The organism is Aeromonas sp. SER (assembly GCF_038739615.1).
GTDB lineage: Bacteria > Pseudomonadota > Gammaproteobacteria > Enterobacterales > Aeromonadaceae > Aeromonas > Aeromonas jandaei.
The window spans coordinates 26,745-50,684 of the sequence record NZ_JBCGFC010000014.1 but is presented as its reverse complement, the minus strand read 5'-3'; the positions used below and the strand labels follow the sequence as shown (position 1 = coordinate 50,684).

Below are 23,940 nucleotides of genomic sequence, written 5' to 3'. Positions count from 1 at the left end.
CTAAACAGTGGCAAGTGCCACTAGAGGATCAGAGCATGATGCCTGCGATAACTGCGGAGAGCAGGCTGACCAGCGTAGAACCGTATACCAGCTTCAGACCGAAGCGGGAGACCATGTTGCCCTTCTCTTCGTTCAGCGCTTTTACCGCACCGGCGATGATGCCGATGGAGCTGAAGTTGGCGAAGGAGACCATGAAGATGGAGAGGATGCCGACGGTGCGCGGAGAGAGCTGAGCAGCAACCTTGCCCAGATCCATCATGGCCACGAACTCGTTGGTCACCAGCTTGGTCGCCATGATGGAGCCCGCTTGCAACGCTTCACCACTCGGGATACCCAGGATCCAGGCGATCGGATAGAAGATGTAACCCATTACGTACTGGAAGTTGACGCCAAACGCCATCTCGAACAGGTAGTTGACCAGTGCGATCAGGGCGATGAAACCGACCAGCATGGCAGCCACGATAACGGCAACGGAGAAACCGGCCATGATGTACTCGCCCAGCATCTCGAAGAAGTTCTCTTTCTTCGGAGTATGGTGCTCGTCACCCTCGGACAGCGCCTTGGCGTCGGTCACGGTATTGTCTGGCTCGTAGGGGTTGATCAGCGACAGTACGACGAAGGTACTGAACATGTTGAGTACCAGCGCGGCGACCACGTAGCGCGGCTCGATCAGCTGCATGTAGGCACCGACGATGGACATGGAGACGGTGGACATGGCTGTGGCGGCCAGGGTGTACATCTGCTTCTCGTTCAGGTGCGGCAGAATGTTCTTGAGCGCGATGAAGTTCTCGGACTGACCGACGATCATGGAGCTGATGGCGTTGAAAGACTCCAGCTTGCCCATGCCGTTGATCTTGGCAAGCACGGTACCGATGCCACGGATCACCAGCGGCAGCAGACGGATGTACTGCAGAATACCGATCAGCACGGAGATAAAGACGATAGGCATCAGCACCATCAGGAAGAAGGAGAAGGCCCCTTCGTTGACCAGACCACCGAACACGAAGTCGGTACCCTGTTTGGCAAACTCCATCAACTTGGTGAAGCCGGCGGCAAAGCCACCCACGACTGCCAGACCCACTTCGGAGTTCAGCATGAACCAGGCCAGCGCCAGTTCGACCACCAGCAGTTGGCCGATATAACGCAGCTTGATCTGTTTCCAGTTGTGGCGGTTAGCCAGCAGAGAGAGGGCAAGGACCATTACCAGTCCGAGCACAAAGTGAACGTATTCCATACCAGTAGCACCTGAGTAAATTGTATTTTTTGACGGCGCCATCATAGACATTTGCATATTTAAAAATCAGATAGCCATCACAATCCTGCTCAATAATATGCATGCTAGATAATACAAACGTTTTTAAATTAATTAAGCAATAAAAGCATATTAATCATGCAACATCATCACCAACAAACTTAATATAAAACATAATGATAGAAAATAAACGGATGTAAGCAACGATACCACCCGATATTTTCATATCATTTTCATAACAGCCAGTTAATTGCTCTACCCCCATTTTCGCCGTTTTTTCACCCGATAATTTAATCAACCCAAGCGAAAAACGTTTATCTGTGATGAATAATTAAAAACACGTTTAAAAAATGCCGGCTATTTATTCCCGGTCTCTCGTGTTTGTTACTTTGGCGACAAATGACCCCGAGATGACCCGATGCGGCCCAGTCGTTCAAATTTCCGCCACATCCTGCGCCGGATTCTGGTATGATGCGCGCCCCTGGCGCCATGGCGCTGCCCGTTTTTCTCCGAAATAGAGCCTTTTTGTGAACAACAGCGAATTTAGCAGCCTGAACCTCTCACCCGCCCTGCTCGAGAACCTCACCACTCTGGGTTATCTGCAGATGACCCCGATCCAGGCTCAGAGCCTGCCTCTGGTACTCGATGGCAAAGACTTGATCGCCAAGGCAAAAACCGGCAGCGGCAAGACCGCAGCCTTCGGCCTCGGCCTGCTCTCCAGCCTCGACGTCAACCGGCTCGAGGTACAGGCGCTGGTGCTCTGCCCGACTCGCGAACTGGCGGATCAGGTGGCGACCGAGATCCGTCGTCTCGCCCGCACCCTGCCCAACGTCAAGCTGGTGACCCTGTGCGGCGGCACCCCGACCGCACCGCAATCGGCCACCCTGAGCTTTGGCGCCCACATCGCCGTCGGCACCCCGGGCCGCATTCTCAAGCATCTGGAGCAGGGCACTCTGGAGCTGGACAGCCTCAAGACGCTGGTGCTGGATGAAGCAGACCGCATGCTGGACATGGGCTTTGGCGAAGATATCAACCGGGTCATCAGCCATGCCCCGCGCGACCGGCAGACCCTGCTCTTCTCCGCCACCTATCCGGAGGGGATCGCCCAGATGAGCCGCGGCGTGCAACGCAATCCGGTGGAGGTAAGCGTGGAGGCGCTCCATGAAGAGAGCGCCATCGAACAGAAGCTCTATGAAGTACCGGCCGGCCAGCGCCTCGACGCCCTCACCTGGCTGCTGAGCCACTATCAGCCAAGCTCCTGCGTGGTGTTCTGCAACACCAAGCGGGCCTGCAATGACGTGGCTGACCATCTGGCCGCCAAGGGCTTCTCGGCACTGGCTCTGAACGGCGATCTGGAGCAGCGCGAGCGGGATCAGGTACTGGTGCGTTTTGCCAACGGCAGCGCCACCATTCTGGTCGCCACCGACGTGGCGGCTCGCGGCCTCGACATCAAGGAGCTGGGCGCCGTCATCAACTACGAGCTCACCTATGACCCGGAAGTGCACGTACACCGCATCGGTCGTACCGGCCGTGCCGGTCAGCAGGGTCTGGCCCTGAGCCTCTATCAGCCGAATGAAGCGCAGCGGGTAAACGTCATCGAGGAGTACCAGCAGGCACCTATGCCGCTGGGAGATCTCGATGCCATCGGCCGTGCCATCAAGCCTCTGGCGCCGCAGATGGTGACCCTCTCCATCGATGCGGGCCGCAAGACCAAGGTGCGCGCTGGCGATATCCTGGGAGCCCTGACCGGTGAAGGCGGCATTGCCGGCGCCGACGTCGGCAAGATCCAGATCTCCGAGCAGTACTCCTACGTCGCGGTCAAACAGAGCGTGGCCAAGGCTGCACTCAAGCGGCTGCAGGAAGGCAAGATCAAGGGCCGCAGCTACCGCGCCCGCAAACTGGGCTAAGGTTCATCCTGCCCGGACACAGGCGCTGTCACGGCGCCTGTTTCATATCCATCAATGCCGCTATCCGGCCAGAGAGACAACATGCCCCGGACAACCCAGCCAGCCGTCAGCTGCCAGAATTGCGAAGCCTGCTGCTGCCGTCTCGAAGTGATGATCATTACCGATACAGGCGTGCCGGATCGCTATATCGAAGAGCGGGAAGGCGAGGTGCCGGTCATGCACCGGCTGGAAGATGGCTGGTGCGCGGCGCTCGATCGCAACACCATGATGTGCCGCATCTATGAAGTTCGGCCGCTGATCTGCCGCGATTTCGAGATGGGGGAACCCGACTGCATCGACGAGCGGGACAAGTGGTTTATCAACCTCAGCTGACATGAGTGGCTCGGCTGTTCACTGCGCAGAGCGATAGCTGCTGCTCCAGCCAGCGAATGGCGGCCCCCTCCTGCTCGAAATAGTGCACCGCCCGAAACGGCAAGCCTTTGAAGATTTGATCAGCCAGATATCGCTTGAATCCCCCCGACAGCACAACCGCCAGAAAGAGACAGCCGTTCTCGGCACACCAGCCAAACTGGCGGCGAAAACGGGTCAAAACCTCGGGCCCGGCCGCTTCAAACTCGGTCGCCACTTCGACGATTCCCCAGGGATGGGCCACCAACCCGGTCAGCTCACGGGCAAAGTGCGCTTCATAGGCGGCGGCCCCTGCCAGATTGAAGGGGCCGCTCGGCCGACAGATCATCATCTGTCCCCTGCGCTCCATCTCGAATTGACCGTGCGGCTGCATCCTTGCGTCCCTCTTTTTATTGGCATCCGAAATCGGATTGTTACCATAAGGTAATAATTTATATGGGAAAGTCCAGATAAATCCGGTCTCCCTCCAGCCCTTCCAGAGCGGGTTATGCCTCGAATATCCCGCTGGCGGCACCGTCTCGCATGGTCAGACGAATAGCCAGAATGTGTGATTGCAGTTAACGAAACGTTGCTGCTATTATCCGCGCCACCACAAACCTTCCACCTACAGAAATGTTTGAACACTCAACAAGGACGGGCAATGAAAAGCAGGGATTCTAACCACTACCAGCGGATCTGGCGCTGGCACTTCTATGCAGGGCTCTTTGTCGCCCCCTTTCTGATCCTGCTGTCACTGACCGGGATCGTCTATCTGTTCAAACCCCAGCTCGACAACCTGATGTATCCCGAGCTGATGAAGGTCACCCCCGCCAGTCAAACCCTGAGTGCCGACCAGCTGCTGGCCAAGGCGATGATCGCCATGCCGGACGCCAGCCTGCGCAAATATCTGCCGCCTGCTGCTGCAGACCAGAGCGCCCAGTTCATCGTCAATCAGGGGGATCGCGAACTGACCCTGTTTCTCGATCCCGCCAGCGGCGCCCTGCTCGGCACCATGGATAACAAGTGGAATCTGCAGGCTGTCGCCCGTGCGCTACACGCCGAGCTGCTGCTAGGCACCACCGGAGATCGGCTGATCGAGCTGGCTGCCGGCTGGGGCATAGTGCTGCTCATCAGCGGACTCTATCTCTGGTGGCCGCGCAAGGGGCCCGGCGTGGGCGGTATTCTCTGGCCCAGAGTCAACCAGCGTGGCCGCCTCTGGTGGCGCGATTTGCACGCCGTTATCGGCTTCTGGGGCGCAGGTTTCCTGTTGCTGCTGCTCTTGAGCGGCATGACCTGGACCGGCTTCTGGGGCGACCAGTTTGCCGCAGTCTGGAACCGCTTCCCGGCCGCCATGTGGAACGAGGTACCCAAATCGGCACCGCTGGCCCGCAGCCTGAATCAGGCCCATGAGCAGACTGTCCCCTGGGCGGTGGAAAACACCCCCATGCCCAGCTCGCAGCCGGTCGATGAGGGGCACGATCACGGCGCCATGAACCACGGCGAGCACGAGGGAATGGTGATGGCCAGCCAGCGGATCCCGCTGCAACAGGTGGTGGATATCGCCACTGCCCGGAAGGTGAGTCCAGGGTACAGCATCACCCCACCGGTCGGCACCACCGGTGTCTATACCATCGCGATCTTTGCCGATGATCCGCGCAACGACGCTACCCTGCATATCGATCAATACAGTGGCAAGGTGCTGGCCGATGTGCGCTGGCAGGATTACGGCCCGGTCGCCAAAACAGTGGAGAGTGGCGTCATGCTGCACATGGGCAAGCTCTACGGCTGGCCCCATCAGCTCGCCATGCTGCTCATCTGCCTGATGGTGCTGGCCAGCGCCGTGAGCGGCCTCTGGATCTGGTGGTGCCGCCGCCCGCAGGGGCGTCTCGCCGCACCGCCGCTGCCCGCCAAACTTCCGCCTATGCGTGGCGCCATCGCCCTGCTGATCCTGCTGGGCATTGCCTTCCCGCTGGTGGGCGCCTCGCTGGTCGCCATCTGGCTGCTCGATACCCTGCTCTTCTCCCACCGGACTCCGGCACTGGCCAAGGCCAGCTGAGCTGCCTCGATAACGATCAAAAAGGGCTCCCGTTCGGGAGCCCTTTTCATTTATCGCCGTTCCATCCAGCAGGTCAGGAGAGCGCCAACCCGATGGAGAGCAGAAGGCTGAACAGAAATGCGCTGATGGCGGTCTTCTTGAGGGCACCGGTCAGCACCTCGCCATCGAAGCTTTCACGCAGGGTTCTGGCAGCATCGGTGAGCGGCTTCATGGCAGGCAGGAAGATCCACGGCCAGAAGCTGGCGGGCTGGGTCAGGATAAAGGCGATGGTCGCCAGCAGCGCCGCCCCCAGTAGCACCCAGTGATAGGCGATGGCACGATTGCGGCCAAGGCGTACAGCCAGAGTGATCTTGCCGCTGGCGGCATCGGTCTCGATATCGCGCACATTGTTGATGTTGAGCACCGCGGTCGCCAGCAGGCCACAGGCTGTCGCAGGGAGCAGCAGATCCAGCTCAAGCGTCTTGGTAAAGAGGTAGTAGGAGCCGAGCACCCCGAGCAGGCCAAAGAAGAGGAACACCGAGATATCGCCAAAACCGCGGTAGCCATAGGGAGTCTTGCCCACGGTATAGGTCACTGCCGCGACAATGGCCGCACCACCCAGCACCACGAAGGTGAGGATCTGCAACCACTGGCCACCAAAGGCGCAGCCGAGCAGCAGCAGGCCGCTGGCCACCGCCGCCAGCGCGGTCAGCGCCATCGCCACGCACATCTGCTTACGGGTGATCAGGCCAGAAACGACTGCCCGTTGTGGCCCGATCCGCTCACCGTTGTCGGCACCGGAGACCGCATCGCCATAGTCGTTGGCCAGATTGGAGAGGATCTGCAGCAGGATGGCGGTCAGCAGGGAGAGCGCCATGATGGTGCCATCGAAGGCACCGCGGCTGGCAGCCAGCCCGGAGCCCAGCAGGATGGAGGAGCAGGCGAGCGGCAAGGTGCGCAAACGCGCCGCCAGCAACCAAACAGATACGTTATTTGTCATATTGTGATGGCCAAACTATCGGATATTGATCGGATTAAGGGTTATCGAACCGGATTTGGGTATACTTGGCCCCTGAGAGTGCAGCACCCTCGGGCGATTTACATGGACGAATGGGCAGATAATATATAGGAAATCATCGCCTTTGGCATAAACCTACGGCATCCCGCTGCGGGATCGGCCGTTACTATCCGGCTCAGACAAGAATCCATGTTGGCTCAGACCCATATCAAGCAACAACTGGACGCCCTGCGTCACAGCAAGGCCAGCGGCTTCGTGCGGCTGCGCGTGACGTTCGAGATCCGCTCTTTTCTGGGCTGGCTCGCGGCGCAAACCCTCTATCCGCGTATCTATTGGCATGCCCGTGGCCAGAGCAGCCCCGAATATGTCGCGCTGGGCGCCATTCAGGAGCTGACTGCGCCGGAAGATATCCGTCAGGTGTGCAGCAACACGGCAGAGCCCCATGATGACAGCCCCCGCTACTATGGCGGTCTGGCGTTCGACCCGACCCAGCCGGGCTGGCAGGGCTTTGGCGCCTGCCGTTTCGTGCTGCCCCGCATCGAGCTGGTGCGCCGCGGCGAGTGCATCAGCCTCTGCCTCAACCTCTGGCTGACCGGCGACAATCTGGAGCAGGAGCTGCACGCGGCCGAAACCGCCCTCGATGCGCTGCAACCGGAAGCGCCGCTGCCCCCGCTGCAAAAACAGCGCTGGCATCGTCACGACTGCCCCGGCCCCGAGCGCTGGCAGACGCTGGTAGAGCGAGTCACCGCCCCCGACTTTCAGGCCTGCACCCCCAAGGTGGTGCTATCGCGCGAAAGCGTGCTGACCAGCCAGCACGACGCCGGCCAGATCAATCCCTGGGCCATGCTGGATCAGTGGGCCAACCACGCCCAGGACTGCTTCCACTTCGGTTTTCAATTCTCTCCAGAGCAAGCTTTTATCGCCTGCTCCCCCGAGCGGCTCTACCGCCGCGAGGAGCGCCACCTCTTTACCGAGGCGCTGGCCGGCACCATTCGCCGCTCCGGCGACGAGGCGACCGATGAAGCACTGGCCACCGAGCTGCTCACCGACAGCAAAAACCGGCTGGAGAACCGGCTGGTTCACGCCGATATCCTGAGCCGACTGGCGCCACTGGCCCACGATGCCACCCTGACCGAGCCGCGCATTCTCAAACTGCGGCTGCTGCAACACCTCAAGTGCGATATCGAAGCCGAGCTAAAACCCGGCGTCTGCGACTGGCAACTGCTCGACGCCCTCCACCCGACTCCGGCGGTGGGCGGTGCCCCGCGCGAGGCGGCGCTCGCCTTTATCCGCGAGTTCGAGCCCTACGAGCGCGGCTGGTACGCCGGCGCCTGCGGCATGCTGAGCCGGGAGACCTCGGAGTTTTCGGTCGCCATCCGCAGCGCCCGCATCCAGCCCGGCAGCGTCACCCTGTTTGCCGGTGCCGGCATCGTCGCCGGTTCCGAGCCTGCCGCAGAGTGGGCCGAGCTCGACAACAAGATCGCCAATGTGCTCTCCCTGCTGGGATAGTCATTCACCCTTTTCACGCCACGAGAGCCCCTATGCCCACCCGTAAAGAGCCAGCCAGCGAAGTGTTTGCCTGCCGCCCGTTTTCAAATCAGCACGCCACCTTCAACCATGTCTGGTCCTCCCTGTTGCTGGAGGAGCTCTTTCGCCTCGGCGTGCGCGATCTGGTGCTGGCTCCCGGCTCCCGCTCCGCGCCGCTGACCATGGCGGCTGCGGCACATCAGGGCTTTCGCCGCCATCTGCATTTTGACGAGCGCGGCCTCGGCTTTATGGCGCTCGGGCTGGCCAAGGGGAGCAATCGCCCGGTGGCGGTGATCATGACCTCCGGCACCGCGGTGGCCAACCTCTGGCCCGCGGTAGCCGAAGCCCAGCTCACCGGTGTGCCGCTAATCATTCTCTCCGCCGATCGTCCCCACGAGCTTATCGACAACGGCGCCAATCAGGCGATCGACCAGCAGGGGATCTTCGGCCGCTACCCCGTCTATCAGCAGAGCCTGCCAAGCCCCACCCCGACCATTCCAGCGGCGTTTGTGCTGAGCTCGGTAGATCAAGCCTTGGCCAGGCAGGCGCTCACCCCCGGGGTGGTGCACTTCAACTGCATGTACCCCGAGCCCCTCTACCCGGGCGAACACTATCAGGATTTCTCCGACTATCTGACCCCCCTCGGCAACTGGCTCAACTCGCAGACGCCCTGGAGCCCGTGGCAGCAGAGCGAACCGACCTGCCCACCGCAGGCGGAGTGGGAAAACTTTCGGCAAAAGCGCGGCATCGTTGTTGCCGGTCGCATTACAGATCCGGAGCAAGCAGAGGCTGCCGCCGAGCTGGCGGAGCGACTTGGCTGGCCGCTGCTGGCCGATATCCAGAGCCAGCTGCGCTTCGATCGCCGCAATCTGATCGAGCTGGATCTCGCCCTCAACAATGCAGCCGTGGCCGCCGAGCTGGGCTGTGCCGAGGTGCTGCTGCAATTTGGCGCCCGACTGGTCTCCAAGCGCCTTGGCCAGTTCATCAAGCAGCAGGCGTGGCACGACTACTGGCTGGTAGATCCGCAGCCGGCGCGGCTCGACCCCGACTACCGGCTGCGCAACCGCCTGCTCTGCAACGCTGGTGCCTTTGCCTCTGCCCATCCGGTCACGGCCAGCAATGCCCCCTGGCATCGGCTGGCCACGCTGCTGCAACCGGTCGGTCAGGCGATAGCCGCCGCCTGCGATCGCTTCTCCGAGCTCGGAGTCTGCCATCGCATCAATAGCCTTATCGAGGGGCAGCTCTTTGTCGGCAACAGCATGCCGGCCCGACTGATGGACATGCTCGGCGAAACGGGCAAGGGGCCGAGCCGGGTAATGACCAACCGCGGCGCCTCCGGCATCGATGGCCTCATCGCCACCGCTTACGGATTTGCGCAAAGCAGCAACCAGCCCACCACCCTGCTGATCGGCGATCTGAGCGCCCTGCACGATCTCAACAGCCTGGCCCTGCTCAGCAAGGCGAGCCAGCCGCTGGTGGTGATCCTGCTCAACAACGATGGCGGCAGTATCTTTCGCATGTTGCCCGTCCCCACCGAAGGGGAGCTGCTGGAGAGCTACTACCGGCTGCCCCACGGCCTCGGCTTTGAACATGCCGCCGCCATGTTTGGCCTCGCCTACCGCGCGCCGACGACCCTGGCCGGATTCGAGCAGGAGTACGGTTTGGCCCTCAAGGGTGGCGTTACCCTGATCGAGATCAGGGTACCGAGCGAGCAGGTGGCCGATGATCTCAAGGCATTGGGAGCCACCATCCGTGAGCTGTAACGACACACCGCTGGTTCTGCTGCACGGTCTGCTCGGCGATGGAAACGACTGGCAACCGGTCATTGACCGCCTGCCCGGCCACCACTGCATTGCCCTCGACCTGCCGGGTCACGGCCAGCATCACGAGCTGCGGGTCAACGACTTCGAGCAGAGTCACCAGTGGCTGTGCCGGGAGCTAGCCAGTCGCGGTATCGAGCGCTACCTACTGGTCGGTTACTCGCTGGGCGGGCGACTGGCCCTCTACCACGCCAGCCGTGAGCCGGCGGGGCTATCGGGACTGCTGCTGGAGAACTGCCACCCGGGGCTGCCAACCGGTGAGCGGGCCGCCCGCATCGCCCACGATGAGAGCTGGGCAGAGCGCTTCGAGCGCGAGCCCCTGGCCGACGTGCTGGCCGACTGGTATCGGCAGGGGGTGTTTGCCGATCTCGACGAGGCGGCCCGCGCCCGCCAGATCGCTCGCCGCCTTGGCAACGACGGCAAGGCCGTGGCCGCCATGCTGCGCGCCACCTCCCTTGGCCAGCAGCCGGATCTCGCTTCCTGGCTGGCGCAAGGCGAGTTGCCTGTCACTTATGTCAGCGGCAAGCGGGATCACAAATTCCATCAGCTGGCTTGCCTCATGGCGAGTCAGCATCGCAAAATCAACCACTTGGAGCTGGATGGCGGCCACAACCTGCATGCCCACCAACCCGAGGCTTTTGCCCGACTCCTTGCGGAGTGGGTCAACCAACAACAAGAAGAGAAGAGTCATGATTGAAGCAATGACTGAAGCGGAACTCTACGCACCTGTCGAGTGGCGTGATTGCTCCGCCGGTTACGAGGACATCCTCTATCACAAGTCCGGCGATGGCATTGCCAAGATCACTATCAACCGCCCCCAGGTACGCAACGCCTTCCGTCCCCGCACCGTCAAAGAGATGCTGCAGGCGCTGGCCGATGCCCGTTATGACGATCAGGTCGGTACCATCATCCTGACCGGTTTCGGCGAAAAGGCCTTCTGCGCCGGTGGCGACCAGAAGATCCGTGGCGACTATGGTGGCTACCGCGATGACGAGGGGACTCATCACCTCAACGTGCTCGACTTCCAGCGCGACATCCGCACCTGCCCGAAACCGGTGGTGGCCATGGTGGCCGGCTATGCGGTCGGTGGCGGCCACGTGCTGCACATGATGTGTGACCTGACCATCGCCGCCGACAACGCCCAGTTTGGCCAGACCGGTCCGAAAGTGGGCTCCTTCGACGGCGGTTGGGGCGCCTCCTACATGGCCCGCATCGTCGGCCAGAAGAAAGCCCGCGAGATCTGGTTCCTCTGCCGCATGTACGATGCCCGGCAAGCCCTCGACATGGGTCTGGTCAACACCGTCGTGCCGCTGGCGGATCTGGAGCGCGAAACCGTGCGCTGGTGCCGCGAGATGCTGCAAAACAGCCCGATGGCGCTGCGCTGCCTGAAGGCGGCCCTCAATGCCGATTGTGACGGTCAGGCAGGGTTGCAGGAGCTGGCTGGCAATGCCACCATGCTGTTCTACATGACCGAAGAGGGTCAGGAAGGGCGCAACGCGTTCAACGAAAAACGCCGTCCCGACTTCTCCAAATACAAGCGGAACCCCTGATGACACTAGCCCTCTATCGCTATCAACTGCCTTTTACCCAGCCACTGACCTTTCACGGCAAGGTGGAGGTGGCGCGAGAGGGGCTGTTGGTGCGCATCAACGACGGCTGGGGGGAAATTGCCCCCCTGCCCGGCTTCTCGCAAGAGAGCCTGCAACAGGCGGAGCAGGAAGCACTCGCCGCTCTGGCGGCCCTGGCCGCCGGAGATACCCCGAATCCAGTGCTGCCGTCGGTGCAATTTGGTCTCGACTGCGCACGCCGCAAATGGCCGGAGCAGAGCAACCCGCTGCCCGCGCCTTACCCCCTTATTCAGGGCTCGCCGCAAGAGCTGCTGAAAAATTGGAAAGAGTGGCTCCACAGCACCCCCAGCAAGGCCAAGCTGAAAGTGGCCCGCTATCCGATGCGTGACGAGCTGGCGCTGATCCGCCTGCTGTGCGATCGGGTGCCCTCCCTCAAACTGGTGCTGGATGCCAACCAGGGCTGGACCCGCGAGGAGGCCTGGACCTTCTGCGGCCATCTCGACCCGAACCGCATCGAGTATCTGGAAGACCCTTGCGCCGATTTCGCCGATATCGCCTTCGTTGCCAACCGCACCGGCATGCCGGTAGCGCTGGACGAACTCCTGGCGCAGGGCAAGCCGTGGGAGCCTATCCCGCAGTTGAAGGCGCTGGTGCTCAAACCCACCCTGCTCGGCTCGCTCGCCAACATCGAAGCGCTGGTCAACCGCGCCCGCGAGCTGCGGCTCAAGGTGATCATCTCCTCCTGCTTCGAGTCGGGTCTCGGGCTGAATCAGCTCGCCCGTCTGGCGGGTGAGTGGGCGCCGGAGCAGGCTCCCGGTCTCGATACCCGCCGCTGGATGGCGGGGGATCTGCTCGATAGCGATGGCAAGCCTGATGTGAGCCAACTGACCCAGCTGTTTCTCCGTGATTGAGCCCACCCACAGCAAGGAACCCTGCCCGGTACGCCACTGGGCAGGGCTCACACCCGACCATATCGCCATCCATGGCCCAACCCCGCTCAGCTATCGCCAACTCGATCGCCACATCAACAGCCTGTGCCAACAGCTGGCACAAGCTGGCCTCCAGCCCGGCGATCACCTTGCAGCGGTAGTGCGCGGCGCGCAGCAGGATGTGCTGCTGGCATGGGCTTGCGTGCGCAGCGGCATCATCTTCTGCCCGCTCAATCCCGCCTTTCCACCGGCGCGGCAGGCCGAGCTGGCAACCCTGCTCGATGCCACTGCCTTCTGGTCGGCTGGCGAGATCCCGACGGGCAGCTGGCAAGCCTTGCGCCTCGATTTCACCCATGAGCTGGCAACGGAGGAAAGCAGCTGCATGCTGGTGCCAGCCCAGCTCAACAACATGATCCTCACCTCGGGCTCCAGCGGTATGCCGAAGGCCGTGGTACACCGGCTGGCCAACCATCTGGCCTCGGCTCGCGGTTCAGCCGCTCTGATCCCCCTCGATCAGGGGGGCGGCTGGCTGCTCTCCCTGCCGCTGTTTCACGTTGGCGGTTACGCCATCCTGTTTCGGGTCTTTCTGGCTGGCGCCACTCTGGTGCTGGACGATCGCACTCAGCCGCTCAAGGCGCGGCTTGAACAGCAACCCATCACCCACCTCTCGCTGGTGCCGACCCAGCTCTGGCGCCTGCTGGCAGAGGGCTTTGACCCCGCCCGCACCCGACTGCGCGAGCTGCTGCTCGGTGGTGCCGCCATCCCGCAGCCACTGGTGAGCCGTCTCTGCGCCATGGGGCTCGAACCCAAGGTGAGTTATGGCCTCTCCGAGATGGGCAGTCAGGTCTGCACCACCATCCCCGGCAATGCCGGTGTGGTCGGCCACCCGCTGCCGGGACGGGAGGTGTGCATCAGGGAGCAGGAGATCTGCGTGCGCGGTGCCACCCTGTTTGCCGGTTACTATCGCGATGGAACGCTCGATCTACCGCTTGATGGGGATGGCTGGTTTCATACCCGTGACAAGGGCCACTTCAGCGAGAGCGGCGAACTGGTGGTAGAGGGGCGACTCGACAACCTCTTTATCTCGGGGGGCGAAAATATCCAGCCCGAGACCATAGAGCAGCGGCTGGTGGACCACCCGGCTGTCGCCCAGGCACTGGTGGTGCCGGTGCCGAGCGACGAGTGGGGGCAGCGCCCCGCCGCCTTTATCGACTGGCACGGCGAACCGGTCCCTTACCCCGAGCTGGCAGCCTGGATCCGTGCCACCCTGCCCGGCTTTATGGTGCCCGACCGCTGGCTCCCCTGGCCCGATCTCGGCGGTAATCTCAAACCCCAGCGCAAACTGTTTCAACAGTGGGCCATTGAATAACCGAACAGCGGTGGTTGACCCAACCGACGGGAGTAACACCGGCAACCGGATGTGATGTTGCTCCCATTTTCGTGATTTCATCCCATACATGAAAATGTCTCATGTGAGCCTTTACTACTGCTGAAGCGCCCTCATACCACCCGCCCGAAAAATAAAGCACATCTTATTGATTTTTATCTTTTTTAAACCACTATTGATATTCTTTTGAATCCCCATAAATTGCCTGTCGGTTACAACGCAGACAATAACAAGGGATAAAAATGAACCGTTCAGGTACCGGGTGGCTGCTGCTGGCAGGCCCCCTGCTTTTGGCTACACCCTCGGCGCAAGCCAACTACTCCCCCAATGACTGGCAGCAGTATCAGCTGACTGGCGAATCGAGCCGGCAACTCGCCGCGCGCATCACCGAGATCACCTACGAGCTCAAGGCTCGCAGCACCAGCGCTCCCTATCAGCAGCTCAGGGTCTATCGCCGCCTTGACTGGCAGGGGAGCGACCTCGCGGCCCTCGCTGAGCAGCAGTGTGGCGAGCCCCAGCTCAGGGTGGAATCCGGTTGGCAGATCCGCTTCGTCCGCTGCGAAGATCGGGTTCCGGCCGGCAAGCTGATCCCCGCCAGCAGCTATGACTTCGGTTATGGCATGAAACAGGGCCGCTGGGAGCAGCTGGCTGGCACGCCGACCGCCACCCGCCAGGATCGCCTGCCACTCCCCTCTGCGGTGATCCTGGGGCAGAGCGAGCGCGAACTGGACCGCTGTGAACTCAACGCACAGGGGCGCTGTGCCGAGCCGGAGTGGCACTATCAGCCACAGGATTGGCAACAGCTGCATGTGCTGGAAGAGAGCCCCAGCGAACGGGATGGCCGGCTGGAACAGATCTTCTTCCGCCTGCAGCCGAACAGCGGATCTCAGGCGGCCGCTCAGGTGAGCGAGATCCACGTCTGGCGCCGTTATCAGTGGCAGCTCGATCAGCTCACGCCACAGCAGGAGTGCGACGAACCGCAGGAGCGCAAGGAGGGAACCAACACCATCCGCTATCGCATCTGCCGTCAGGTGATCCCGGCTGGCAGCAACGTCGCCGTGACCCTCAAGGACAGTGGTTACCAATACTCGATCGCCGGGGCCGAGTGGCAGCCGCTGCCGGAAACCGACGAGTGGCAGGAGAGCAGGGTGCTCAACCGCCCCATCATCCTTGATAGCAAGGAGGAGCAGCTGGAGTGCCGCCGCGCCAACGGTCGCCCCTGCTCGGAGCCCGAGCAACCCGATACGGATCTGCTCGATGCCGACGCAGCCAAGCTGGTGGCCGATGTGAGCGGGCAGAACAGCCCAGCGTGGCAGCCGGACTATGGTCACGACGATGCCAAGCTGATGGCGGTGGTGCGCGGCATGCGTGCCCTGCTGGCGGCCAATCAGCCGACCCATCCGGCGATGGACAAGCTGCTCTATTATGTGCGCGCCCACAACTATCACGGCGGTATCAAGCAGGAGAGCGATCAGGTCGCCCGCGCACTGGCTGGTGTCATGATTGATCTGCTCAACCACCCCTTGCTGCTGGGCGCAGAACCGCAGGATCAGGCCGGAACCGTGCTGGAAGCGTGGAGCGTGGCCGCCCAAGGACAGCTGGGACAGGAAGCCTTCCGGCAAAGCGCCGCGCCCATGCTGGCACAGCTGAATCAGGCGTTTGCCTATGCCGTGCAACATGCGGCACAGATCAATGGCCACAAGCCCTGGGCTGACGGGCTGTTCGAACTGCTCAATCTGGTCGATCAGAGCGCATCCTATGGCCAGCAGGCGGACTTCACCGCCACCTTGCTGGCGCAGGAAACGGCCATCCGCCAGAACCTGCGTCTGCTCGGCATGAGCGAGCTGGCACTCTGGAAGCAGCGTGACGGCTCGCGAGATCTGTTTATCTTCAACAACATCCTCGATGCCCACAGCCGCCTCTATCAGATGATGCGCTACACCAGACCGGACGAGGCAAACAGCTATCGCCAGCAGCTCGACCGCGATGTCATCGCCATCATGCGCCAGCACGGGCTGGTTCCGGGAGGCAACCAGCCCGCGGCCCTGCTGGAAGAGGTCTCCCTCACCCTCTCCAGCTACTACCTCACCTACACGGATCGCACCAGTGAAGCCTGTGTCAGCGGCGAGTTTGCCGGGCTCTGCACCCCGATCCGCATGGAGGATATCCTGCCCTTCGAGCACACCTGCTCGCCGACCCTGCGCCTGCGCGCCCAGGATCTTACCCAGGCTCAGGCTGAAGGGATCTGCCGCGAGCTGGGTGAGGAAGAGCAGCATTTCCACCAGCTTATGGAAACCGGCGAACAACCGGTAGCGGATGATCACAACGAGGCGCTGGAGCTGGTGATCTTCAACTCCTCCGCCGACTGGAGCCGGTACGGCGGCGCCCTCTTTGGCGTCTCCACTGACAATGGCGGCATCTACATCGAGGGGGATCCGGCTCGCCCCGGCAATCAGGCCCGCTTCTTTGCCTATGAGGCCGAGTGGAAACGCCCTGCCTTCCAGGTGTGGAACCTGCGCCACGAGTACGTCCACTATCTCGACGGCCGCTTCAACCAGTACGGCAGCTTTGGCCACTATCCCCTCAATCGCACCACCTGGTGGGCCGAGGGGGTGGCGGAGTACATCGCCCATGGCCAGTGCTTTGCCAGAGGTCTGGACAATGTGAGCAACCGCCCCGCCAACCAGCGGCCGACTCTGGCATCCATCCTGCACCTTGATTACGACCAGGGGGGTGAGATGGTCTACTCCTGGTCCTACACTGTGCACCGCTTCCTCAACGATACCGGTCGCAATGCCAGCTGGCTGGCGATGGCGCAGGCATTGCGCAATCCGGATCGGCAGCAGGCGCTGAGCGACTTCGAGGCGGAGCTCAACAAGCTGATCGCCAATGACAGCGCAGCCTATCAGGAGTGGCTGAGCCGGGATCTGCTGCCATGGTGGCAAGCCAACAAGGAGTCGGAAGCCTGCAAGGCCAATGACTCGGCTCACTGATCCGGGCCTGAAAACGTCGAGGGGCTGCCAGCGCAGCCCCTCTTTATATCAGTGATTTCCTGCGACAAGCCCTGCCCCAATGCGTCCCGCTACTGCTATCAAGCCTGACGCCAACAGCCGAGTTGTAATAGAATGCCGGAAGCCATTCCCAATTTCAGACCCAAACCGCATCGCGCATGAAGAAGTTTGCCAAGATCCTCCTCGCCTGCCTGCTGTCACTGCTGGCCCTGATTGCCTCGGTGCTGGCCTATAGCGAGTGGATCGTCTCGGATGCACGCCACTACACCTTCGACAAGGTGAGCGATGTGCCATACAACCGGGTTGCCGTGGTGCTGGGCACCTCCAAATACCTCTCGGGCGGTGGCCCCAACCACTACTTCAAATACCGCATCAAGGCGGCGGCCGAGCTCTACAACAATGCCAAGGTGGACTACATCCTGGTCTCCGGCGACAACGCCACCCTGCAGTACAACGAACCGCGCCAGATGCGGCGCGCCCTGATCAAGGCGGGGATCCCGGCCTCCGCCATATACATGGATTTCGCCGGCTTTCGCACCCTCGACTCTGTGGTCAGAGCCAAAGAGGTGTTCGGTCAGGATCGCTTTACCGTGGTCTCCCAGGGCTTTCATAACGAGCGGGCCATCTTTATTGCCCGTCACTTTGGCATCGATGCGGTCGGCTTCAACGCCGATGATCCCAGCGCCTATCAGGGCATCCGTACCCGGATCCGCGAGGTGTTTGCCCGGGTGATGGGGCTGGTCGATCTCTACGTGCTGGACAAGGGGCCCAAGTTTCTCGGCGAACCCGTCCATATCGGTCTGCCGATCCCCTGCCTGTCGCTCAGCACCATCGGCACCCAGCAGCCCTGCATCAAGCCGCCCAAGCCTGCCGAAGAGCCGGCCAAACCGGCTATCGAACTGCCGGTTGCCTCCTCAGCAGCCAGTGCCAGCGTTGCCTCCTGAGGGTGATGCTTGATCAGGAAAAAACTGCCTGACCTTCGGATAACCAGTAAAAGCAAAACGGCCACCCCATAAGGTGGCCGTTTTCTCTTGGCTAATCCGCTATCAGATATTGTTGGCGGGCGAAGGGAGTGCTATCCCCAGCAGCATGTGATCCATCATCCCCACCATCCGCCCAATCTCGGGTTTGGTGATGGTATCGTTCGCCCCCAGTTGCAGCGCCTTCTGGCGGTTGTCGTCACTCATCAGCGAGGAGAACATCACGATGGGCATCTCCTTGTAGGAGGGGGTCTCCCGCAGCCGCTTGAGCAAATGCATGCCGTCCATGCGCGGCATCTCCACATCGGTGATCACCGCGTTGACGAAGCCGGTCACCGGCATCCTCTCCTCCTGGGCCAGGCGATCGAAATCCGTCATCATCTCCAACCCCTCTCCCCCATCCTTGGCCGTGATCACGTTGTAACCGGCGGTGCGCAGGGTGGTTTCGATCATCTTGCGGATAAAGGCCGAGTCGTCCACCACCAGAATGGTTTTGCTCTGACGCAGTGCCATCATGCGATCGTCGATGATAACCTTGCGATCCTGAGTGACGTCGTACTTCTCCATGCTGAGCTCGGGGTTGATATCGGCGATGATCTTCTCGAAATCGAGGATCATGATGAGGTTGCCATCGCGCCTGACCACGGCCACCACGCAGTCGTTCTCTCCCGCCTCCAGAAACTGGCTGGGTGACTCCACATCCTCCCAGGATACCCGGTGAATCCGGCTGACGCTGTCGATCAGAAAGCCGTTGGCCATCTTGTTGAAGTCGGTGACGATCACCACCTTGTGGCTGGGGTCGGGGTTGGTCTTGATGCCGAGCCAGCCCGCCAGATCCACCAGCGGAATGAGGCGATCCCGCAGGGAGAATACGCCCACCATGTGGCGCTGGGCGTTGGGGTAATCGGTGGTCTCCGGCACCCGGATCACCTCGCGCACCTTGGCGACGTTGATCCCGTAGTAGGCGATCTTCTCGCGCCCGTCCGGCAGCTGCTTCTTGAGGTGAAATTCGATGATCTCGAGCTCGTTGGTACCGCTCTCGGTCAGAATGGATTTACGCTCTTCCCCGTCTTTGGCCATCATGGTGACTCTCATGCTCTGGTTGCGCAGGCAGCACTCCGCTGCGGTTTTCCCTCAGTATAGGAATGGAATTAGCCCAGCGGCTCGGATCTCGGCAAGATTGCAGCCTTAACCGCTTGATCCCGCAGGCTGGCACGATCGTATCTGCCAATCAGGACAAATCCATGCGCTGATAAGGAGCCAGAGATGAGTGAAGGTGTCGTCGTGATTGGCGCTTCTGGCTGTATCGGGGCGGCGCTGGTCGCACACTGGTTGGCGGCGGGTATCGGGCCAGTGATTGCCATCAGTCGTCAGCCCGCACCTGCTGGCCTCTCATCGCCGGGTCTGCACTGGCTATGTTGCGATTACAGCGATGAGCAGATGGTAGCTGCGGTAGCCCGTATCGCGGAGTTGGCGCCGAGACCCCATCGGGTGGTGATATGTAATGGCATCCTGCATCAGGGGGAGATCCAGCCGGAGAAGCGGCTGGAGGCACTCAATCTCGCGGCCATGACCCATCTTTACCAGACCAACGCCTTGCTGCCGCTGCGCTGGATCAGCCAGCTGTTACCGCTGTTTGGCCGCGATCCCTGCACTCTGGCCGTTCTCAGCGCCCGGGTCGGCAGCATTGGCGACAACCGGGCTGGCGGCTGGTATGGCTATCGCGCATCCAAGGCCGCCCTCAACATGCTGCTCAAGTGTGCCGCCATCGAGCTGGCCCGGCGGGCGCCCGGCGTCAAATTGCTGACCTTCCATCCCGGCACTGTGGATACCCCACTCTCTCGCCCGTTTCACGCCAACGTACCGGCGGGAAACGTGCAGAGTCCCGAGCTGGTGGCCGGCCATCTGGTTAACCTGATGAACCGGCTGCAACCGGATGGCGAGCTGAGCTTTCTCGACTGGCAGGGCAAACCTATCGAGTGGTAGGGGAGATCAGGAGACGCGCCAGCAGCGCCCGCAGCGCCTTGATCACGGCGGGCTTGCCCGCCAGTTGCAACCTCGCAGCCAGCGCCCCCCACTCTGCGTACTGCCAGATGGGGGCAATCAGCAGATAACGCTCATCCGGGGTGAGCTCGGCCAGCCGAGCCAGATTGCGCGCCAACCACAGCTGCAAGCTCGACTGACTCAGTTCGAACGGCTTGTGATGCAGGGCAAAGCACTCAATCTCATCGCGCTCGAACTCACCAAACTCCGGCGTGGTAACGGTACTGCCTTGCAGGCATTGCCATACCAACTCGGGATCCAACGCGCTCAACTCGCCCGCCAGCAAGGTCGGCAGCTGGCGTACAAAACGCTGCTGCCATTGATTCAACTCGATCTCATGCTCGGGTTTCAGCGCTTTGAGCAGCAGGGCTGCATGGCAGCCGCTGGCGGCATCCCGCTGCAGGCCTATGCGCAGCACCGCTAGTCCGGCCTTGCGCCAGAAGGGGAGCAGGTCGGCGCTGGCCGAAAAGGCCGAGCCGAGATAGTCGATGCCAATCTGACGATAGTGCTCTTCAAGCTTACCAAGCAGCAGCGACCCCAGACCGTGGCGATGCAGCTCGGGATGGATGGCGATGCGCATCACCCGGGCGTAGCTGCGCCCCCCCGCCGTTTTGAAACCGGCATGAGCCAGCAGCGACTGGGGCAGCAGATGGCCGCGCGGACGGCGACGCCCGGCCCAGATCGCCTCGGACAGTTCAGGGTCAATTCCCCCTTCCCGCGCCACCAGCGCCACTCCCAGCAGGCTCGCATCCTGTTCCAGCAGATGGATGTCGAGATCCGGGCTCTCCAGCAGTGACCTGAGATCGCTCGGCGTGGTCTGGTAGTGAGCCAGCACCAGCAGGCCGAACAGCTGGTTGAGCAACGCCTCGTCGCTGGCCAGCGCCTCCTGGCTGATCAGACGCCAGCTCGGGCTGGTCGGCGGCAAGGGCGTTGCTACTTCGGCATTGAGGCCGAGCAGGCGGAAAATCAGCGGCTCCAGCGGATCGCACTCACTCCAGCGAATGGGCTCAGAGAGGTGGATCTCCTGCCACTCCGGGGTCTGGCTATCGAGCACCCGTTTGAAGCGCAGGTGGAAACCGCGCCCCGTCCCTTCGTAACCGTGCTCGGTTGTGGCAAACACAATGCGGCTGTGGCGGGCCAGCATGGCTTCAAGCAGCGGGGTCGGAATGGCTGCCGCTTCATCCACCAGCAGCAGATCGGGATTCATCGCCTCGTGCACCAGCCGATCTGGCGAACAGTAGCTCAGCCCGGTCAGTTGTTCTGGCGTGCAATCAAGCCCGCGAGCGGCGTGGGCAAACAGGGTGGCGACCGTCGCCTGCGAGGGAGCCGTCACCACTATTTTCAGCGCGGGCTGCTGGCGCAGCAGCTCAGCGGCGGCCAGCCCCAGCAGCGCACTCTTGCCACGACCGCGGTCGGCACTCAGCACCAGCGGCCGGCGGCGATGACCGTGCAACACCTTGTGGATGGCGGGCAGTGCCCGCGCCTGATCGCAGCTCAGCCTGCGTTCGGGCCCAATCGGTTGCCAAGGCTGCGAGCAAACCGGCGGCTCCAGCGAGAGGGCAGGATCCCCCGCCAGCAACCGCACCAGTCGGGCGATAAAGCCGTGGCCGGCCCGACCGGCATCCTCCGGCTGGGCCACCAGCCGAATCCGGTCGGGATCCGGCCATGCTGGCCAGCTCTCTCTGGGCGGCGTCAACAGCAACAGCAAGCCACCAGCGCGCAGAGTGCCCGCCAGCGCCCCGAAGGCATCGGGATGAAAGCCGCTGAAGGCGTTGAACACCAGCGTGTCGCACTCCTGACCGAGCCGCTGCAGCGCCTTGGCGGCGGGTTGCGGGGCATAGCACTCGGGCCCCTCCCCCAGCCAGAAGACAGTCTCACCGAGCAGGGATTGGGCGCGGGCAATGCAGTCGGCCTCCTCCCCCTCCAGCCAGATCAGGCGCCGCTCACCTGCGCGGGCCAGCGCCTCGCGCAGCAGGGTGACCTCTTGCAATGTCATGAAGCCTGGCTGTCAGCCGGTTTGCGGGGCTCGAACATGCGATCCCCCATCTGATCGATAAAGGTGTGGGCCTTCTGCACCATGAAGCGCTCGGCATCGGCCGGGTTGGCAAACAGATCTGAGCGGATAAAGCGGTGGGTTTGCAGCACGCCATCCACCTCTTTGGTGATGCGGCCTGCCAGCCGGTACTGGCCACCTTCGGCCATGGGTTCCGGATAGATGAGATAGCCGGCATATTCGGTGGGAGTGACTTCCGGTGCCTTGGCTGGCTCGCCCCCGAACAGGGCGCTGAACAGTTTCTTGAGCATGATGGTTCCCTCTGTATCAGGGCATTCTCCCCAAGGGGGTGACAAGTGGCAAGCGGGGGATCTTATTACCAATGGTTATTTGCATTGCGAACCACTCTCATTTAGATTTCACTCAATTTCATATGAGGTAATCCACCATGTACGTCTGTTTGTGCCGCGGCATCACAGATACCCAGATCCGCAAGGCGGTGCAGTCAGGCAGCAGCGAGTTCCGCCAGCTCAAGCAGTCGCTCGAGGTGGGCGCCCAGTGCGGCAAGTGCGTGCGCATGACCATGGAGATCATCGCTGCCGAGCTCGACAAGATGGAGCAGGAGCAAACCCCGCTCTACTACGAAGTGGCCTGATCCGCCGCCATCCCGAAGTCGTCATGTTTCTCGACTAAGCTCTGATGATTGCCACTTCAGGCACGAACCAAGGAGCACTGTCGATGAAAGGAGACCCCAAGATCATTGCCCACCTCAACAAGGTGCTGGCCAATGAGCTGATTGCCATCAACCAATACTTCCTTCACGCTCGCATCTACGATGACTGGGGCCTCAAGGCGCTCGGGCACAAGGAGTACCACGAATCCATCGACGAGATGAAGCACGCCGACGAGCTGGTCAAGCGGGTGCTGTTTCTCGAAGGGCTGCCCAACCTGCAGGATCTCGGCAAGCTGCGCATCGGTGAAACGGTGGAAGAGATGCTGCGCTGCGACCTCTCGCTGGAGATGGATGCCATTCCCGACCTGAAAGTGGCCATCGCCTACGCCGAATCGGTGCAGGATTACATCAGCCGCGACCTGTTTCAGGAGATCCTGGAAGATGAGGAGGAGCATGTGGATTGGCTGGAGACCCAGCTCGATCTCATCGATCGCATCGGGCTGGAGAACTACCAGCAGGCACAGCTGCACCACGGCTCCTGACCCGCCAAAGAACTCAAATGAAGAGACCCGCTGCTGGCGGGTCTCTTCATTTGGGCCACCATTGCCCGAAAACTTTCCGGCAGGATCACAGTTAATACGCCCGACACAGCATCTGTCATGGCTTTCGATTAGGATACGGCTCAATTCCAATCACAATGCTACGGATACCTTCATGGAACAGATTGCACGCGAGATGGCACCCCACAAGCGGGTGGCACTGGTCGCTCACGACAACATGAAAACCCCTCTGCTGAACTGGGTCATGCGCCGCAAGGAGGAGCTCAAGCTCCACCACCTCTATGCCACCGGCACCACCGGCACCATGCTCGGCAAAAAGGCCGAGCTGCCCATCACCTGCCTCTTCTCCGGCCCCATGGGTGGCGACCAGCAGCTTGGCGCCCTGATTGCCGAAGGGAAGATCGACGTGCTGATCTTCTTCTGGGATCCCCTCAATGCGGTGCCCCACGACCCGGATGTGAAGGCGCTGCTGCGACTGGCTGCGGTGTGGAACATCCCGGTTGCCACCAACGAAGCAACCGCCGACTTCATCATGGACAGCCCCCATATGCGGCAGGCGTTCAGCGTGCAGATCCCGGACTACGCCGGCTACCTCAAGGCACGCACCGAGTAACAGATCTGCCAGATACACCAAGGGCCGCAGCAAGCGGCCCTTGTTATTGCCGGGGATAGCCCCTGGTCAGCACGAATTGACCGGAAGATCGGCCAGCTGGATTTGCCAGCTCTGATGAAACAAGCCGCTGGCGTGGTCGCGCGATTATTTCACCAGCGCAACAAAAAAATTTTATAGCCAGCTTTTCTTGCAACAATCTTGTTTGGCGCTGACGCCTGTCACTCTGGCGGTCAGATG

Annotated in this window: 20 protein-coding genes and 1 pseudogene; 15 read left to right on the top strand and 6 right to left on the bottom strand. The window is 61.7% G+C overall.

Features of this window, described 5'->3' with window-relative positions; all coding sequences use genetic code 11:
- Positions 1-28: 28 nt before the first annotated feature.
- Positions 29-1,234: a nucleoside transporter C-terminal domain-containing protein gene (locus tag AAHA41_RS18255; RefSeq protein ID WP_041209274.1), complete on the bottom strand. Its 1,206-nt coding sequence runs from the start codon at positions 1,232-1,234 to the stop codon at positions 29-31.
- Positions 1,235-1,779: 545 nt separating this feature from the next.
- On the opposite strand from AAHA41_RS18255, the gene dbpA reads away from it, so the two are divergent.
- Positions 1,780-3,159 carry an ATP-dependent RNA helicase DbpA gene (gene dbpA / locus AAHA41_RS18250; RefSeq protein ID WP_108570503.1) on the top strand — a complete coding sequence of 460 codons (1,380 nt, stop codon included), beginning with the start codon at positions 1,780-1,782 and terminating at the stop codon, positions 3,157-3,159.
- 81 nt (positions 3,160-3,240) lie between these two features.
- Positions 3,241-3,531 carry a YkgJ family cysteine cluster protein gene (locus AAHA41_RS18245; protein ID WP_041209276.1) on the top strand — a complete coding sequence of 97 codons (291 nt, stop codon included), beginning with the start codon at positions 3,241-3,243 and terminating at the stop codon, positions 3,529-3,531.
- On the opposite strand, the gene AAHA41_RS18240 is transcribed toward AAHA41_RS18245, so the two are convergent.
- Positions 3,524-3,940, bottom strand: a complete 417-nt coding sequence (locus AAHA41_RS18240; RefSeq protein ID WP_323070609.1) for a hypothetical protein — start codon at positions 3,938-3,940, stop codon at positions 3,524-3,526. The genes AAHA41_RS18245 and AAHA41_RS18240 overlap by 8 nt on opposite strands.
- A gap of 267 nt (positions 3,941-4,207) precedes the next feature.
- Between AAHA41_RS18240 and AAHA41_RS18235 the strand changes: the two genes are divergently transcribed.
- A complete protein-coding gene (locus AAHA41_RS18235) occupies positions 4,208-5,602 on the top strand; it encodes a PepSY domain-containing protein (RefSeq protein WP_323070610.1) in 1,395 nt (464 codons plus the stop codon).
- Positions 5,603-5,675: 73 nt separating this feature from the next.
- Here AAHA41_RS18235 and AAHA41_RS18230 read toward each other — a convergent pair whose 3' ends face one another.
- A complete protein-coding gene (locus tag AAHA41_RS18230; protein ID WP_041209279.1) occupies positions 5,676-6,581 on the bottom strand; it encodes a 1,4-dihydroxy-2-naphthoate polyprenyltransferase in 906 nt (301 codons plus the stop codon).
- A 207-nt stretch (positions 6,582-6,788) separates the two neighbouring features.
- Here AAHA41_RS18230 and AAHA41_RS18225 point away from each other — a divergent pair, with 207 nt between their 5' ends.
- From AAHA41_RS18225 to AAHA41_RS18190, 8 genes and pseudogenes are all read left to right on the top strand, one after another.
- The gene (locus AAHA41_RS18225; protein ID WP_323070611.1) at positions 6,789-8,108 is read left to right on the top strand and encodes an isochorismate synthase; all 1,320 of its coding nucleotides are present in this window, start codon (positions 6,789-6,791) and stop codon (positions 8,106-8,108) included.
- Positions 8,109-8,140: 32 nt separating this feature from the next.
- Positions 8,141-9,889 (top strand): 2-succinyl-5-enolpyruvyl-6-hydroxy-3-cyclohexene-1-carboxylic-acid synthase, encoded by a 1,749-nt coding sequence (menD, locus tag AAHA41_RS18220; RefSeq protein WP_320657366.1) that lies wholly within the window; start codon positions 8,141-8,143, stop codon positions 9,887-9,889.
- The gene (gene menH, locus AAHA41_RS18215) at positions 9,849-10,643 is read left to right on the top strand and encodes a 2-succinyl-6-hydroxy-2,4-cyclohexadiene-1-carboxylate synthase (protein WP_323070612.1); all 795 of its coding nucleotides are present in this window, start codon (positions 9,849-9,851) and stop codon (positions 10,641-10,643) included. Before menD ends, menH begins: the two co-directional genes overlap by 41 nt.
- 4 nt (positions 10,644-10,647) lie before the next feature.
- The gene (gene menB / locus AAHA41_RS18210; protein WP_197025515.1) at positions 10,648-11,496 is read left to right on the top strand and encodes a 1,4-dihydroxy-2-naphthoyl-CoA synthase; all 849 of its coding nucleotides are present in this window, start codon (positions 10,648-10,650) and stop codon (positions 11,494-11,496) included.
- The gene (menC, locus tag AAHA41_RS18205; RefSeq protein WP_041209283.1) at positions 11,496-12,425 is read left to right on the top strand and encodes an o-succinylbenzoate synthase; all 930 of its coding nucleotides are present in this window, start codon (positions 11,496-11,498) and stop codon (positions 12,423-12,425) included. Before menB ends, menC begins: the two co-directional genes overlap by 1 nt.
- Complete coding sequence (locus tag AAHA41_RS18200; protein ID WP_323070613.1) at positions 12,418-13,812, top strand: AMP-binding protein; 1,395 nt, start codon at positions 12,418-12,420, stop codon at positions 13,810-13,812. The genes menC and AAHA41_RS18200 overlap by 8 nt, the downstream gene beginning before the upstream one ends.
- A 260-nt stretch (positions 13,813-14,072) precedes the next feature.
- A complete protein-coding gene (locus AAHA41_RS18195; protein ID WP_323070614.1) occupies positions 14,073-16,823 on the top strand; it encodes a collagenase in 2,751 nt (916 codons plus the stop codon).
- 176 nt (positions 16,824-16,999) lie between these two features.
- Positions 17,000-17,782, top strand: a pseudogene (locus AAHA41_RS18190) (ElyC/SanA/YdcF family protein); the annotation flags it as partial.
- Positions 17,783-17,887: 105 nt separating this feature from the next.
- On the opposite strand, the gene AAHA41_RS18185 reads toward AAHA41_RS18190, so the two are convergent.
- Complete coding sequence (locus AAHA41_RS18185) at positions 17,888-18,904, bottom strand: chemotaxis protein (protein WP_041209293.1); 1,017 nt, start codon at positions 18,902-18,904, stop codon at positions 17,888-17,890.
- A 183-nt stretch (positions 18,905-19,087) separates the two neighbouring features.
- Between AAHA41_RS18185 and AAHA41_RS18180 the strand changes: the two genes are divergently transcribed.
- Positions 19,088-19,807 carry an SDR family NAD(P)-dependent oxidoreductase gene (locus AAHA41_RS18180; RefSeq protein ID WP_323070615.1) on the top strand — a complete coding sequence of 240 codons (720 nt, stop codon included), beginning with the start codon at positions 19,088-19,090 and terminating at the stop codon, positions 19,805-19,807.
- Here the strand turns inward: AAHA41_RS18180 and AAHA41_RS18175 are convergent.
- Both AAHA41_RS18175 and AAHA41_RS18170 read right to left on the bottom strand, forming a co-directional pair.
- Entirely contained in the window at positions 19,794-21,860 is a 2,067-nt protein-coding gene (locus AAHA41_RS18175) for a GNAT family N-acetyltransferase (RefSeq protein WP_323070616.1), read from the bottom strand. The two genes, AAHA41_RS18180 and AAHA41_RS18175, sit on opposite strands and share 14 nt — an antisense overlap.
- Complete coding sequence (locus tag AAHA41_RS18170) at positions 21,857-22,168, bottom strand: HlyU family transcriptional regulator (protein WP_185228209.1); 312 nt, start codon at positions 22,166-22,168, stop codon at positions 21,857-21,859. Before AAHA41_RS18170 ends, AAHA41_RS18175 begins: the two co-directional genes overlap by 4 nt.
- Positions 22,169-22,305: 137 nt before the next feature.
- On the opposite strand from AAHA41_RS18170, the gene AAHA41_RS18165 reads away from it, so the two are divergent.
- The 3 genes from AAHA41_RS18165 (at position 22,306) to AAHA41_RS18155 (ending at position 23,703) form a co-directional block, all read left to right on the top strand.
- Positions 22,306-22,512, top strand: a complete 207-nt coding sequence (locus AAHA41_RS18165) for a bacterioferritin-associated ferredoxin (RefSeq protein ID WP_033115563.1) — start codon at positions 22,306-22,308, stop codon at positions 22,510-22,512.
- Positions 22,513-22,595: 83 nt separating this feature from the next.
- Positions 22,596-23,072, top strand: coding sequence for a bacterioferritin (bfr, locus tag AAHA41_RS18160; RefSeq protein WP_033115562.1), 477 nt, complete (start codon positions 22,596-22,598; stop codon positions 23,070-23,072).
- A gap of 172 nt (positions 23,073-23,244) precedes the next feature.
- Positions 23,245-23,703, top strand: coding sequence for a methylglyoxal synthase (locus AAHA41_RS18155; protein ID WP_033115561.1), 459 nt, complete (start codon positions 23,245-23,247; stop codon positions 23,701-23,703).
- The last annotated feature ends 237 nt before the right edge of the window (positions 23,704-23,940 follow it).